A 12,112-nucleotide genomic window follows, 5' to 3' on the forward strand; every position below is an offset into this window, starting at 1 on the left:
GTGGGTCTTTGCAGTTTATTGTATCTGTTTTTGAGTGGAGCGATATAAATGGCGATGCAAGGTCAGGCAGATGCTATGGCCCCTTTGCGGTACTTTGCCGGACTGACACCATAGTGTCCGCGGAATTCGCGCTGAAAATGCGATGCGTCACAAAATCCTGAATCGGCGGCGATATCCGAGATAAGATCGGTCGAATGGATGAGCCGCCAAGCACCATACCGAATGCGCAGAAAACGGTAGTATTGCGAGGGTGTCTGGTCGAGGCTGGCGGCAAAGCGCCGCGCCATTTGCCGCCCACTGATGCCCAGACGGGTTGCCAGCCGGTCTATCGAGATTGGATCGTTGAGGGTCTGTTCCATGATGACCACAGCGCGCCGCACGAGATCATCGTGAATGTCGCGAGCTTCCGGCGAAAACTGTGCTTGTGGGTAAGAGGCTTCGCGCTGGTCGTTCAGGACCATGTGCCGCAGGCTTTGCTGGGCGCGCTCTGGCCCGCAATGTCTGTCAATCAGATGCAGAGCAAGGTCAGGTGCACCGGTAGAACCTGCGCAGGTGATGCGATTGCCGGTGTCGAGAAAGATACGGTCAGAAATGGCGCGGACCTTGGGAAATTGCGCGGCAAACTCCTGATGGACGTTCCAATGTAGGCAGGCTGTTACGCCTTGCATCAATCCGGCGCGTGCGATGTTGAATGTGCCGGTGCATAGGCCGATCAGGGGTATGCCCGCCGCTGCTGTCTCTTGCAAATAGGCGGTCACCCACGCGGGTTGCACGCGCTCGGCGTAATCATTACCCCCGACGACCGCCAGATAATCAAAGCGGGCAGGCGGCAGCGGCTCACTGTCCGGAGAAATGGCCAAGCCGCAGCTGGCGCGGACCATCCCTTTGCCCATGATGACCCAGCCACAATCAATTTGGCGACTGCGGCCACCGGTATCTGCGGCGAGGCGCAGGGCGTCGATGAATCCTGATAGCGCGTTCAGCGTAAAATTGTCGAGGAGGAGTAATCCGATACGCAGTTTTTGGCGTCCGTCACCAAAGGCCATGAGCGTAGATTGCGGGTGTGGCATGATAAAACGGCCTTATCTGACTGCTGCGTTCTACTAAATGTCTGTAACATCCTATCACGAGCCGCGCCCTATCTCTACCGTATCTGGTCAATACGCATAATCATAAGGGAGTGACTGATATGAAGACATTTACAACACTGGCCGCGCTCGCGATGGGTGCTGTTTTCGGCACTGTAGGCGTGGCCCAGGAGACCAAGTTCCGCGCGAATATGCCGGGCAACGAAGAGTCGATTGCCTATAAATCGGTCGAGCGGTTTGACGAAGTTCTACAAGATCTGACAGACGGAAACGTGGCGCTGCGGTTGTTTGCCAACAGTGCGCTTGGCGATCAGGAAAGCTCTCTTGAGGCGCTGCAAACCGGGCTGCTGGATATGGCGACGGTTGAAACGCCGATCACCTCTGTTGTGCCTGAATTGGGTGCCACGGCGCTGCCCTATATCTTTTCCAGCCGCGAACATATCGCCGCCGCGATGGATGGTGAGGCCGGTGAGCGCATCCGCGAGATGCTGGCGGAAAAGGGTCTCTATGTTGTGGCCTTTCTCGAAGGTGGGTTCCGCCAGATCACCAACAATGTACGCCCGATTGTTACCCCTGCTGATCTGGACGGCGTGAAAATGCGGACCCCCGGCAGCGCGCTGCGGATCAAGATATTTAACCATTACGGCGCGAACGCATCGCCCCTGCCGTTCAGCGAGCTGTATTCAGCCCTGCAAACCGGAGTTTATGATGGGCAGGAAAATCCTGTGATCTGGGCCAAGTCGCAAAAATTCTACGAGGTGCAGGACTATCTGTCGCTGACGAACCACCTCTATACGGTCACTTATCTGCTGATCAGCAAGGACAAATTTGATGCCCTGTCCGAAGAGCAGCAGGCGGCGATGATAAAGGCCGGCGATGCGGCAGAAGCCTATTCCGTCGAGCTTGGCATGCAAGCCGATACCGAGATCGTCGATCACCTGAAAGACCAAGGCATGCAGGTGAACGAGGCAGACATTCCCGCCTTTACCGACGCATCGGGCGCGATCTGGACAGAATGGGCCGCCGAGCAGGGGGCCAAAGCGCAAGAGTTGATCGATCTGATCGTCGCAGCGCGGCCTGCCCAGTAAATTCACAAAGGTCAGCAAGGCATGATTAATCGTCTCCTAGAAGCTATCATCGCGTTCTTTCTGGTGGTGGCGGTCGGCGTGGCCTTTACGGCTGTGATCTACCGCTACGCATTAGGCTCGGCGCTAAGCTGGAGCTTTGAGGTATCACTGGCCTTGCTGACCTATATCACCTTTCTCGGGGCCTATCTGGCCTTGCGGCAAGGGGCCCATCTGAAGGTTGATCTGTTGGTCAAACGTCTGCCGCGCGCGGGCAGGGGGCTGGCCTATCTGGTGACGCAACTGATTATCGGAACCATTGGCTGGATCATGGCCTGGCATGGGGGACGGCAGGTTTTGCGCTTTGCCGACCAGACGACCAACGTGCTCGAAATTTCGACGGCCTGGTACTATGCGGCCGTTCCTGTGGCGGGTGCCCTGATGTTGATCGACGCTGTGATCAGCGCGGGCGGTGGGGTGCTGCGTCTGTCTCGGGGCGAAGAGGCCGATCCTCGCCTTGACACCTCTTTGGAGCTTTGATCCCATGACGCTGTTACTGGTGCTTTGCATTCTGCTGGGATTGATCGGATTCGGTGTGCCCATCGCATTCGCGCTTGTATCCATCGCGGTTGGCATTTTCTGGTTTGCTGACGTTGACCAGTTGATTGTCGCGCAACGGCTGTACCGGGGTGTGCAAAGCTTTCCTTTGTTGGCGGTGCCTTTGTTTATTCTGGCGGGTCAAATCATGAGCCGCAGCGGCATCTCTGGTCATCTGGTGGAGTTTGCCAAAACATTGGTCGGACAGATGCGCGGTGGCTTGGCGGCGGTGAACGTGGTCACGTCCATGTTCTTTGCCGGGATGAGCGGCACATCCATGTCAGACACTGCCGCTGTTGGCGGCATGATCATCGAACCGATGGTCAAACGTGGCTATTCACGACCCTTTACAGCAGCCATCACTGCCGCGTCGTCGACGATCGGCATTATCATTCCCCCCAGCGTCCCCATGGTTATTCTGGGTGCCTATCTGGGCATCTCCACTGGTGCGCTTTTCGCAGCCGGGCTGATCTCGGGCCTTGTGCTGGGCGTCGGGCTGATCTTTGTGGCTTGGATCATCTCTATCAAAGCTGGCTATCCCGTCGAGGCGCCATTTTCTGCTGCGCGCACTGGCCGTGCCTTTATCAGCGCGTTGCCGGCGCTATTGATGCCCGCGATCATTCTGGGCGGAATACTGGGCGGCGTCTTTACCCCGACAGAGGCCTCTTCGGTCGCGGTGGTTTATGGCACGGCGATTGGCATGTTCTACTACCGAACGCTGACGCCGCGCATTTTGTACAAAACCCTGTGTGAGGCCGCTGTTTTGAGTGGCGCCGTGATGATGGTGACGGCTGCGGCGCATGTGATGGGCTTTGCCTTTACCTATGAGCAACTGGCCGACAGCATTCTGAAACCCTTGGCTGAACTCGATCTTTCGCCGGTGCTGTTTCTGGTGCTGCTGAGCGCGATCATGATCATTGCCGGTACGTTTCTGGACGGGATTGCGATGATATTCATCATTGTGCCGCTGTTCTTTCCAGCGATCGAGCTGTTGGGCATTCATCCGGTGCATTTCGGCATGGTGGTGGTGCTCTGCTGGGGCATCGGCCAACAAACCCCACCCGTAGGCGCGGCGCTATTCATCACCTCTGCGATTGCGCGCGTCGATATCTTCTCGCTGACCCGCGCGAACCTTCCATTCATCGCCGTGATGCTGCTCGTTCTGGCTGCGGTGATTTTGTTTCCTGAAACCTTGGTGCTGTCGGTCCCGAACGCACTTGGACTTTAAATCACAGACGAAAAAGGCTGACTTCTCATGATGACTCCGAACCGATTTGTAGATGTAATCTACACCCATACCGATGGCGAACCGACTTGCATCATTCCCGGCGGCATTCCGTATCCGCAGGGTCTGGACATCGTGGGCAAGCGCGACTTCATCCGCAAAAATTATGACTTTGTGCGTACTGGCCTGTTGCGTGAACCGCGCGGCCACCATGACATGGTGGGCGTGTTCGTCACGCCCCCGTCGAACGCTGATTACGATGCCGGAATGCTGTGGTGCGATGGCGACGATTTCATGGAGATGTGCGGCCACGGAACGATCGCGCTATCTATGGCGATGGTGTCGCATGGGCTTGTGCATCACGATGGCAGCAACGTGGCAACCATCCGGTTCGAGACACCTGCAGGTCCGGTGACATCCGAGGTCGGATATGAGAACAACCAAGTGGCGTGGACCCGGTTCCAGAACGTACCGGCCTTCGTTCTACATGCAGATGTCCCGGTCGAATTGCCCGGTGTGGGCGAGGTGCTGTGTGATATCTGCTTTGGCGGCAATTTCTTTGCAGTGCTGAAATGGCCCTATTCGCAGACACCAATCGGTCCCGACAATGGCAAGATGCTGTCTGAGATGGGTGTTTTGGTAAAAGACCAAATTAACGCCAAGATGGACATCCAGCATCCGACCGAAACGCATATCCGTGGGTTGAACTTTACCACATTCTGGCAAGAACCCGACCACGCGGACAGCCTGTATCGCAATGTGCATGTGTTCAGCGATGGCAAGCTGGATCGCAGCCCCGGCGGAACGGGCACGTCGATGATGATGGCCTATTTTGAACGTCGTGGCGAAATGGCTATTGGTGACACCATCTTTTCCGAAGGCCTGCTGGGGATGGGCCGGTTTGAAGGCAAGCTGCTGAGTGAAACCAAGGTGGGCGACGTGCGCGCCGTGGTGCCTACAGTCAAAGGCACTGCCAAGGTGACGGGCTATGCCAAGTGGTTGATCGACGACAGCGACCCGGTTGGCCGCGGTTTTGTGGTTTCGGGATAAGCCGGGACACCTTGAGACTTCCGTGTAGGATGTATTCGAGGGCACTGCTGTAGCGGTGCCCTCGATCATTTTCGCGGATTATTCGCACGCGCCTCGGTCGGTATGGGAGGCCACGAATGGCGCAAACCCGTCCTATTCAGCCCCTGACGAGGGCGGTGTTGTTGTCGGTAGCGAGGGAAGTGGGACGGCTAAGAAAAAACTACCGTACGCCCGAAGCAGCGGCGATAGGTACATCTACCGTTTCATCAAAGACGAACGGATAATCGGTGAGAACGCGTTCCATACGAGACCAAAGTGTCTCAGGCGGGAAATACCCATTTTCCAAAGAGACTGAAAGCGCTACATATTTCTTGTGATCTTCTATTATCAGACATTGATCCAAAAGCGGTTTTAGCCAGTCGTCAATCTCTTGATCCATAACATCGCGGTTTAAGAATTCGGATGCTATCGTCTTGATTTTCTCATAACTTTTGATGCTATCACATTCTTCGTATATCAAACGCTGCGGACCCCTCAGAACCGTCACAGGATTTTCGGAAATTGATCGGAAATCGCAGATGATGAGTGCATCTTCCGACGCAAAATGGAACAGGGCGCTTGACGGTTCATTCCTCTGCCAAGCCTCGATGGCTTCTTCGACGCGGTCAGCGTACTCTCTCGCCTCTTCTTTACCTTTGAAATCGCCAACGAAATAATATGACAGGCTATGCAGGTCCTCTTCTTTCAGCTCGGGGTATAAATACCGATAAGCACTGAAAGGGCGAAGATTCGAAATCCCAAACTCTGAGGGATTGGAGTGATACGGACTAAATCTGTCGATCCTGATCCATTCCATCGTCGGGGAAGAAAGATGATGGAGCGCGTTGATAATGCTCGGTTGGTTTGCATAATCTTCTTTTGTCTCTCCAGGAATACCGATCAGATAATTCCAAACCGGCTTGACCCCGTATTCCCGACACCACTTTAACAACTGGATATTTTGAAGGGCGCTAACGCCTTTTCGCAGGCCTTTCAGAATATCTGTATTGAGGCTCTCAATTCCCGGTTGGATATACCGCAAACCTACGTCGCGATAGAGTTTTACCTGTTCCTTTGTAAGATTGGCCTTGGTTTCGTAGAACAGGCCGATACCGAGCCCCGCTTCTTTTAGTTGGGGCAAGAAGGTGCGCAGATATTCGATAGGTAAAATATTGTCCACGACAGCGATCTGTCGTGTGTAATGCCCCCATTGAGCCATGATTTCAGTAAACTCAGCAAGAGCTCTGTCAGCTGACTTATGGGAGTATTTGAGAGTATCGCCATTCAAGCCACAAAAAGTGCAGTGATGCTTTTGCCCCCACCAACACCCGCGTGACGTTTCCAGCATTATGCACATCTTCTCCTGCTCCAGCGGGGTTGATTCGACACGCTGGAAAAAGAAGTCGCTAAAGTCTGGAAAAGGTATTTTATCCATATTCGAGGTGGATACGTTCCTGGCACTCGAAGGAATCGGTCGTTCCCGGTGATGTATATTAGGGTAGCTGGCGAGTGGCGCACCGTTCAGGACGTCTTTGCAAAACTTCGCAAAAAACTGATCTCCCATTCCTGTACATACGGAATCGACGAAAGGGAAATGTCGGAGAAGCGCTATTCCCATAGCCGCCTCGCAATTCGAGCCACCAAAAGATATGTGAAGGTGGGGCCATCTTTCTTTCAGTCGTTTTGCGAGGGCTAATGACGCGAAATGCTGCTGAAACATGGAGGTAAAGCCAACAAGTTTGTACTGCCCCCAGTCTATTTCATTCACGCAACGATCAAGGAACGCCTCAACACAGTGCCTGGCATCCCGGAGATCATTTGCCATCTCCTTGGCCAAGAATCGATTGACGTGATTTCTATGGTCAAGCGACCGATCCCCCAGGACATCTTCGAAGTAACCATCATGGTCTACGTTGCCTTGCCCCCAAAGGGCCTCGACAAAAAGAGATTCGCCAACAAGCTGCGCAGTCGGAAGCTCCTCAATCCTAGCAAGGATATCCAGTCCCACGACCTCTGCATACCAAATGTTCAAGTAATGAATATCAGAATCTATGCTGGCTTCTTGCAGCGCTGCCTTCAACAAACTTAAACCCAACGACGGCTGTTGTGTCGTTGACAGCGGCATGTTTACGAAAGCAACGTTCGTGTTTTTCATCAAGTCAATCAAATTTTTTCAGCGCCTAGGCGTGCGACAGGCAACCTTGGCCAACACGCTCCACTCAGCCGCGGCGGGTTCTGAACTGGTAGCTATCACCGAGCTGAAGCTTTTCACGAATAATCTGTAAATCTTGGAGATCAGACTCGGACAAGCTTCTCAATATATCCAGTTGTTCTGGTACCAAGTCTGTTTTCTCACCATACATGGCAATTGCTTCGTCCATATCACCCGTTGTAATCGCGTGATTAATCAATTCCTCAAGGGCACCGGTCTCCTCGGCGTGCACGAGGTCGGAAAGCGTGACATTGGTGATCCCAACGGCTGTCATTACAGCGCTGAACTTTGCGGCAATTCTTAGAAGTTTGCGACGATCTGGATTCGAGCTTTTCTCAGAAGGTTCTTTAAAATCAGACATAATACACTCCTTCAAAATATGGACAAACCCGGATTTCATCGCGGTTTCGACCGGTACTCTATAAGTGTTGCAACATACTTGCTGCGACTTTTCTTACATATCTTCTGGACGTTTGCAACTTTGACACGCCATGGTCAGCGCCGGGGTTCTATACTCGCGACGTGACCCGGCAGGCGACCGATCAGCACTATCCGGCGGTCTGGAATACGCTGGCACCGAAATCTTCCGACTCGACAACGCGGGCAGGATTGTCGAGCATTGGGATGCGCTTCAGGAAGTGCCTGAGACCAGCGCCAACACCAATGGCATGTTCTGAGAAGACGTTCGGAATGTTGTTTGTGGCTAAGATGGTATGGCTGGATGCCGAGACACGACCGAGGGAGATATGGCTATGGCGAAAGCTGACAAGCAGGTTCGGGCAATGATCGAGGGCAGAGCTGCCCTGATCGTGATCGACATCCAGAAGAGCACCTTTATCGACGACAGCGCAGTGCGCTCGATCGACAACATGTCTGGTTACAAAGACCGGATGCTGGCTGCGCGGGCTCTCGTCGATGCCGCGCATGCGCACGATGTGCCCGTGATCTTTGTTCAGGAGATACACCGCTCTGATCTTGTGGACTTCGGGCGCGAACTGGACGGTGACGAGGATATACATTGTCTTGACGGTGACCCGCGCACCGAGGTCGCGAAGGATGAGATGGGTTTTGTTGCCGGGGACTATATCGTTCCCAAGAGAAGATATTCGGCCTTCTTCGGGACCGATTTGGAAATCCTGCTGCGCGGGTTACGAGCGGAAACGCTTATCCTGTGTGGTGGCCTGACCGATGTCTGCGTCCACTATACCTTTGTGGACGCCCACCAGTCTGACTATTTCTGCCGGGTCGTCGAGGATTGCGTTGCCGGCTCATCGGTCGAGGCACATGATGCCGCGCTCAGAGCGATGGAATATCTGCAAACTGGCGCGCGCCGTTCCCGTGCCGAGATCCTCAGCGCGTTCAGGGAAGGTTCGGACTGCTAAGGCGATTGACCTGACAGGACGAGACGGCGTGCGCACTCGTGTTGCGCCAGTTTGCGCACGGTTTCATTGTCTTCACCGCCTACTGAATACCACGCGCGCCAGACGACCACATGGTTCGCGTCCACGGCGCGCCAGTGATAGGTGTCCAGTAAATTTCCGGGGTAGACCTGAAAACTGAACATGGGCCACAGGAACCAGCTGGAATATTCGTTCTGATGGTCAAAGCCGGATTGGATGTCATAGGTTTCGGGTTTGACCACGCCGTTGGAAAACGTCGGATGGTTGAGCGAGCAATGATAGCATTCCGAGTAATTCTTGACCAAGAATTTCCAATTGCAGTTCTCGGGGATTTCGACCCATTCCAGTGGCTTCAGCTCTGCCCAGTTGGGCACCCATTCCTCTAGCTGCGCCCGTGCCTGTGCGAACCAGTCCTCCGTGGTCAGCCCATGTCAGATCATCCATCGGGTTTGAGCCCGCGCGGGGATTGCGCGGAATTGTGTCATGCCGGTAGAGGCTAGATATGTGAAATTGCGCGCGCTGGCATTGTTTACGTCCACGCCCAGCGTACAGACGTTCCGCAAGGCCCAAATCGCCTCGGCTGCGTTCTTGAATTGGTCTGCAGACATCAAAGCAAAGCTGTCTTCGATATTCTGCAAGGCCCCCTGAACCATATCGGCATACACCCCACCAAGGTCACCGGATTTACGAATATCCTGAAGCCAGCGAACGCGATCGGGGAAATTCGCATCGCCGCGCCGGATGGCATCGCGAAACGGTTCGCGAAAGTCGCCGTAGCCCTCAAAGCCCACTTGTCGCGCCATGCGGACCACGGTGTTTGGTTTGACGCGCGCCGCCTCGGCGATTTCCCGCACTGTTGAAACGCCCACGTCTCTGGGGTTTTCCAAGACGTCGGTCGCGGCCTTGCGTGCTCGGAGGGTGAGGTCTGCCAGTTCGTCTGCGAAGCGCTTCAGGATTTTTATGACACATTTGTCGCAATACTGATTGACGATGGTACATATGTTTTATTGCCTTGTTGAGGAATTTTTCCTCGTCAGGCGCATCATGGCAGAGCAGCAGTTTTCGACCCAGGCTAGGGCTGTCATCGTTGGGAGCGGGGTCATGGGGTGCGGCCTTGCCTACCAATTGGCGCATGAGGGCTGGACTGATGTAATCTTGCTGGGGAAGCGCATGGAATATCGGATTACGGTTCTTTCGCGATGAATGTCATGCGTATGGAAAAAGCGTTCAAGGGGGCAGGCGCGTTGACCAACGAGGTGACGTTGCCAGAGGCGGACGTGATGCGGTTCGTGCGCACCGCCAAGGATTATCAGGGCAAGGAACAGACGCTGGCCGGGGCGGATGACCCGCCGTGGGTCTGCGCCTATCTTGAGATTGAGCCAGACGGGATTGAGGATAGACACGGCGGCGAAGCGGTGCTTTTGGATGGTGCGGTGGTCGGGTCGACGGCATCGGTGGTTTATGGGCATACGGTCGGCAAGATTCTGGCGTTTGCCCATATCAAACCCCATGCCACCACGCCCGGCACTGTGCTGGAAGTGATTGTCGCGGGACGGCCGCGGGCAGCATCTGTGCTGGACGAACCGGCCTATGATCCGCAAAGCGTACTATCCCGTATGGAACTGAACATGGAGGCGACACAATGACCCTGCCAGACACGATGCGCGCTATGGTCACGATGGGCCACGGCGGACTGGAACAGATGGTTTTGCACGCGGACTGGCCGCGCCCTGAGCCGGTCGCCGGAGAGGTTCTGGTGCGCGTTCGCGCCTGCGGGCTGAACAACACTGACGTGAACACGCGATCGGGCTGGTATTCCAAGACGGTCACCGATGCGACCACAGGCGGCGCGTTCGAGGAGGTGGGAGAGGATGACCCCACCTGGGGCGGGGCGCCGATCACTTTCCCGCGCATTCAGGGGGCTGATGTCTGCGGCGAGATTGTCGGCGTGGGGGCGGGTGTCGATCCCGCCCGCATCGGCGCGCGGATCATCACGGATAACTGGCTGCGCGATCCCGACGATCCGACAGATAAGAACAAGACGGGCTATTTCGGGTCCGAGCGTGATGGCGGATTTGCCGAATACACCACCATGCCTTCTGTCAACGCGATCACGATACGATCAGAGTTGTCGGACGCGGAACTGGCGACGTTCTCATGTTCTTACTCTACCGCCGAGGGTATGCTGACTCGCGCCAATGTCACAGCCAAGGACACGGTTCTGGTGCCCGGCGCATCGGGCGGTGTTGGCGGCGCGTTGGTGCAATTGGCCAAACGGCGCGGCGCACGGGTCATCGCTTTGGCCTCTGAGGCCAAGCATTCGGATGTGACATCTCTCGGCGCGGACCGGGTATTGGCGCGCGCGCCGGACGATCTGCGCGCTGCATTGGGCGAGGACAGGATTACCGTTGTCGCCGATGTTGTCGGTGGTCCGTATTGGCCGACATTGATCGACATTCTGGAACGCGGTGGACGCTATACCTGCTCGGGCGCGATTGCCGGGCCGATGGTGGATTTGGACCTGCGGACATTCTATCTGCGCGACCTGACATTCACCGGATCCACGGTGATTGATCCCGAGGTCACCAACAATCTTGTTCGCTACATTGAGGCAGGGGATGTCAAACCGGCACTGGCCGCGACTTATCCGTTGGATCAACTGCGCGAGGCGCAGGCGGCATTTATCGCGAAAAAACACACGGGCAATATTGTGGTGACGCCATGAAGATCACGCGTATCACCGTCTACCATGTCGATCTGCCGCTGGAGCATCCCTATTGGCTGTCCGGCGGGCGGCTGAAGTTTGAAGTACTGGACGCCATGCTGGTCAAGGTGGAGACGGACGCGGGGCTAACCGGATGGGGCGAGGGCACGCCATGGGGGCATACCTATGTGCCGGCGCATGGTCCGGGCATCCGCGCGGGACTGGAGACGATGGTGCCGTTTTTGATCGGTCTGGATCCTCGCCGCGTTCTGGAGGTAGAGCGCGCGATGGATTTGGCTTTGCCCGGACATCTGTATGCCAAGTCACCTATCGATATGGCGTGCTGGGACATCGCTGGGCAGGCGGCGGGCCGGCCGATTGCGGACATGATGGGCGGCGGATCGCGCACGCCCCGGCCCATTGCATCCTCGGTTGGCGCAAAAACCATTGAAGAAACGCGCAGTGTGATCGAGCGGTATCGCCAGCGCGGCTATGTCGCGCACTCGGTGCAGAGGTCTGTGCAGAATGTACGTGGGGTTCTGACATTGTTACCGCGGCGGCGTTACATTTCGCGGCCTCGACCCCGCAGGGCGCATTGCTCAACACTTGCGATCTCGCGTCTTACGTCGCGCCTCGGCTGTGCCCGGTTGCACCGACGCGCCACAACGGCCGTATTGCTCCGCCCGAAGGTGCCGGGCTGGGCGTGATGCCCGATCTAGATATTCTTGGACCTCCTATTCTTGAAATGGCCTGA

Annotated in this window: 14 protein-coding genes and 2 pseudogenes; 11 read left to right on the forward strand and 5 right to left on the reverse strand. The window is 55.8% G+C overall.

The window, feature by feature from the left end:
- Positions 1–62 precede the first annotated feature (62 nt).
- Positions 63–1,070, reverse strand: coding sequence for a GlxA family transcriptional regulator (locus N7U68_RS15910; protein WP_263047447.1), 1,008 nt, complete (start codon positions 1,068–1,070; stop codon positions 63–65).
- Positions 1,071–1,189: 119 nt separating this feature from the next.
- On the opposite strand from N7U68_RS15910, the gene N7U68_RS15915 reads away from it, so the two are divergent.
- The 4 genes from N7U68_RS15915 to N7U68_RS15930 are packed head-to-tail and all read left to right on the forward strand — an operon-like array spanning position 1,190 to position 5,024.
- Positions 1,190–2,176, forward strand: coding sequence for a TRAP transporter substrate-binding protein (locus N7U68_RS15915; RefSeq protein ID WP_165193983.1), 987 nt, complete (start codon positions 1,190–1,192; stop codon positions 2,174–2,176).
- 21 nt (positions 2,177–2,197) lie between these two features.
- Complete coding sequence (locus N7U68_RS15920) at positions 2,198–2,692, forward strand: TRAP transporter small permease (RefSeq protein ID WP_263047448.1); 495 nt, start codon at positions 2,198–2,200, stop codon at positions 2,690–2,692.
- Between the two features lie 4 nt (positions 2,693–2,696).
- The gene (locus tag N7U68_RS15925; protein ID WP_263047449.1) at positions 2,697–3,977 is read left to right on the forward strand and encodes a TRAP transporter large permease; all 1,281 of its coding nucleotides are present in this window, start codon (positions 2,697–2,699) and stop codon (positions 3,975–3,977) included.
- A gap of 27 nt (positions 3,978–4,004) precedes the next feature.
- Positions 4,005–5,024, forward strand: a complete 1,020-nt coding sequence (locus tag N7U68_RS15930; RefSeq protein ID WP_263047450.1) for a proline racemase family protein — start codon at positions 4,005–4,007, stop codon at positions 5,022–5,024.
- 199 nt (positions 5,025–5,223) lie between these two features.
- On the opposite strand, the gene N7U68_RS15935 is transcribed toward N7U68_RS15930, so the two are convergent.
- Positions 5,224–7,197: a RiPP maturation radical SAM C-methyltransferase gene (locus tag N7U68_RS15935; RefSeq protein WP_263047451.1), complete on the reverse strand. Its 1,974-nt coding sequence runs from the start codon at positions 7,195–7,197 to the stop codon at positions 5,224–5,226.
- Positions 7,198–7,261: 64 nt separating this feature from the next.
- Positions 7,262–7,615, reverse strand: coding sequence for a hypothetical protein (locus tag N7U68_RS15940; protein ID WP_263047452.1), 354 nt, complete (start codon positions 7,613–7,615; stop codon positions 7,262–7,264).
- A 130-nt stretch (positions 7,616–7,745) separates the two neighbouring features.
- Between N7U68_RS15940 and N7U68_RS15945 the strand changes: the two genes are divergently transcribed.
- Both N7U68_RS15945 and N7U68_RS15950 read left to right on the forward strand, forming a co-directional pair.
- On the forward strand, positions 7,746–7,931 hold the full coding sequence (locus N7U68_RS15945; RefSeq protein ID WP_263047453.1) for a nuclear transport factor 2 family protein: 186 nt from the start codon (positions 7,746–7,748) through the stop codon (positions 7,929–7,931).
- A 75-nt stretch (positions 7,932–8,006) separates the two neighbouring features.
- Entirely contained in the window at positions 8,007–8,636 is a 630-nt protein-coding gene (locus N7U68_RS15950) for a cysteine hydrolase family protein (protein ID WP_263047454.1), read from the forward strand.
- On the opposite strand, the gene N7U68_RS15955 is transcribed toward N7U68_RS15950, so the two are convergent.
- Together N7U68_RS15955 and N7U68_RS15960 are read right to left on the reverse strand one after the other, a co-directional pair.
- Positions 8,633–9,028: an SRPBCC family protein gene (locus tag N7U68_RS15955; RefSeq protein ID WP_308446145.1), complete on the reverse strand. Its 396-nt coding sequence runs from the start codon at positions 9,026–9,028 to the stop codon at positions 8,633–8,635. The genes N7U68_RS15950 and N7U68_RS15955 overlap by 4 nt on opposite strands.
- A 57-nt stretch (positions 9,029–9,085) precedes the next feature.
- On the reverse strand, positions 9,086–9,655 hold the full coding sequence (locus N7U68_RS15960; protein ID WP_308446186.1) for a MurR/RpiR family transcriptional regulator: 570 nt from the start codon (positions 9,653–9,655) through the stop codon (positions 9,086–9,088).
- Positions 9,656–9,755: 100 nt separating this feature from the next.
- On the opposite strand from N7U68_RS15960, the gene N7U68_RS21080 reads away from it, so the two are divergent.
- The 5 genes and pseudogenes from N7U68_RS21080 to N7U68_RS15980 form a co-directional block, all read left to right on the forward strand.
- Positions 9,756–9,857 carry a hypothetical protein gene (locus tag N7U68_RS21080; RefSeq protein ID WP_373322933.1) on the forward strand — a complete coding sequence of 34 codons (102 nt, stop codon included), beginning with the start codon at positions 9,756–9,758 and terminating at the stop codon, positions 9,855–9,857.
- Positions 9,858–9,862: 5 nt separating this feature from the next.
- Positions 9,863–10,300 carry a glycine cleavage T C-terminal barrel domain-containing protein gene (locus N7U68_RS15965; protein WP_308446146.1) on the forward strand — a complete coding sequence of 146 codons (438 nt, stop codon included), beginning with the start codon at positions 9,863–9,865 and terminating at the stop codon, positions 10,298–10,300.
- On the forward strand, positions 10,297–11,379 hold the full coding sequence (locus N7U68_RS15970) for an alcohol dehydrogenase family protein (protein WP_263047455.1): 1,083 nt from the start codon (positions 10,297–10,299) through the stop codon (positions 11,377–11,379). Before N7U68_RS15965 ends, N7U68_RS15970 begins: the two co-directional genes overlap by 4 nt.
- Positions 11,376–11,693 (forward strand): annotated as a pseudogene (locus tag N7U68_RS15975) (mandelate racemase/muconate lactonizing enzyme family protein); the annotation flags it as partial. The gene N7U68_RS15970 and the pseudogene N7U68_RS15975, both read left to right, overlap by 4 nt.
- 200 nt (positions 11,694–11,893) lie before the next feature.
- Positions 11,894–12,112, forward strand: a pseudogene (locus N7U68_RS15980) (enolase C-terminal domain-like protein); the annotation flags it as partial.

Origin of the sequence: Roseovarius pelagicus (assembly GCF_025639885.1) — a bacterium.
GTDB classification, from domain to species: domain Bacteria; phylum Pseudomonadota; class Alphaproteobacteria; order Rhodobacterales; family Rhodobacteraceae; genus Roseovarius; species Roseovarius pelagicus.

Bases quoted from the DNA above. Each gene is read 5' to 3' on its own strand.
- N7U68_RS15910 (WP_263047447.1), bottom strand. From the start codon at position 1,070: ATGCCACACCCGCAATCTACGCTCATGGCCTTTGGTGACGGACGCCAA.
- N7U68_RS15950 (WP_263047454.1), top strand. From the start codon at position 8,007: ATGGCGAAAGCTGACAAGCAGGTTCGGGCAATGATCGAGGGCAGAGCT.
- N7U68_RS15940 (WP_263047452.1), bottom strand. From the start codon at position 7,615: ATGTCTGATTTTAAAGAACCTTCTGAGAAAAGCTCGAATCCAGATCGT.
- N7U68_RS21080 (WP_373322933.1), top strand. From the start codon at position 9,756: ATGGGGTGCGGCCTTGCCTACCAATTGGCGCATGAGGGCTGGACTGAT.
- N7U68_RS15925 (WP_263047449.1), top strand. From the start codon at position 2,697: ATGACGCTGTTACTGGTGCTTTGCATTCTGCTGGGATTGATCGGATTC.
- N7U68_RS15965 (WP_308446146.1), top strand. From the start codon at position 9,863: ATGCGTATGGAAAAAGCGTTCAAGGGGGCAGGCGCGTTGACCAACGAG.
- N7U68_RS15935 (WP_263047451.1), bottom strand. From the start codon at position 7,197: ATGAAAAACACGAACGTTGCTTTCGTAAACATGCCGCTGTCAACGACA.
- N7U68_RS15915 (WP_165193983.1), top strand. From the start codon at position 1,190: ATGAAGACATTTACAACACTGGCCGCGCTCGCGATGGGTGCTGTTTTC.
- N7U68_RS15930 (WP_263047450.1), top strand. From the start codon at position 4,005: ATGATGACTCCGAACCGATTTGTAGATGTAATCTACACCCATACCGAT.
- N7U68_RS15945 (WP_263047453.1), top strand. From the start codon at position 7,746: ATGGTCAGCGCCGGGGTTCTATACTCGCGACGTGACCCGGCAGGCGAC.
- N7U68_RS15920 (WP_263047448.1), top strand. From the start codon at position 2,198: ATGATTAATCGTCTCCTAGAAGCTATCATCGCGTTCTTTCTGGTGGTG.
- N7U68_RS15970 (WP_263047455.1), top strand. From the start codon at position 10,297: ATGACCCTGCCAGACACGATGCGCGCTATGGTCACGATGGGCCACGGC.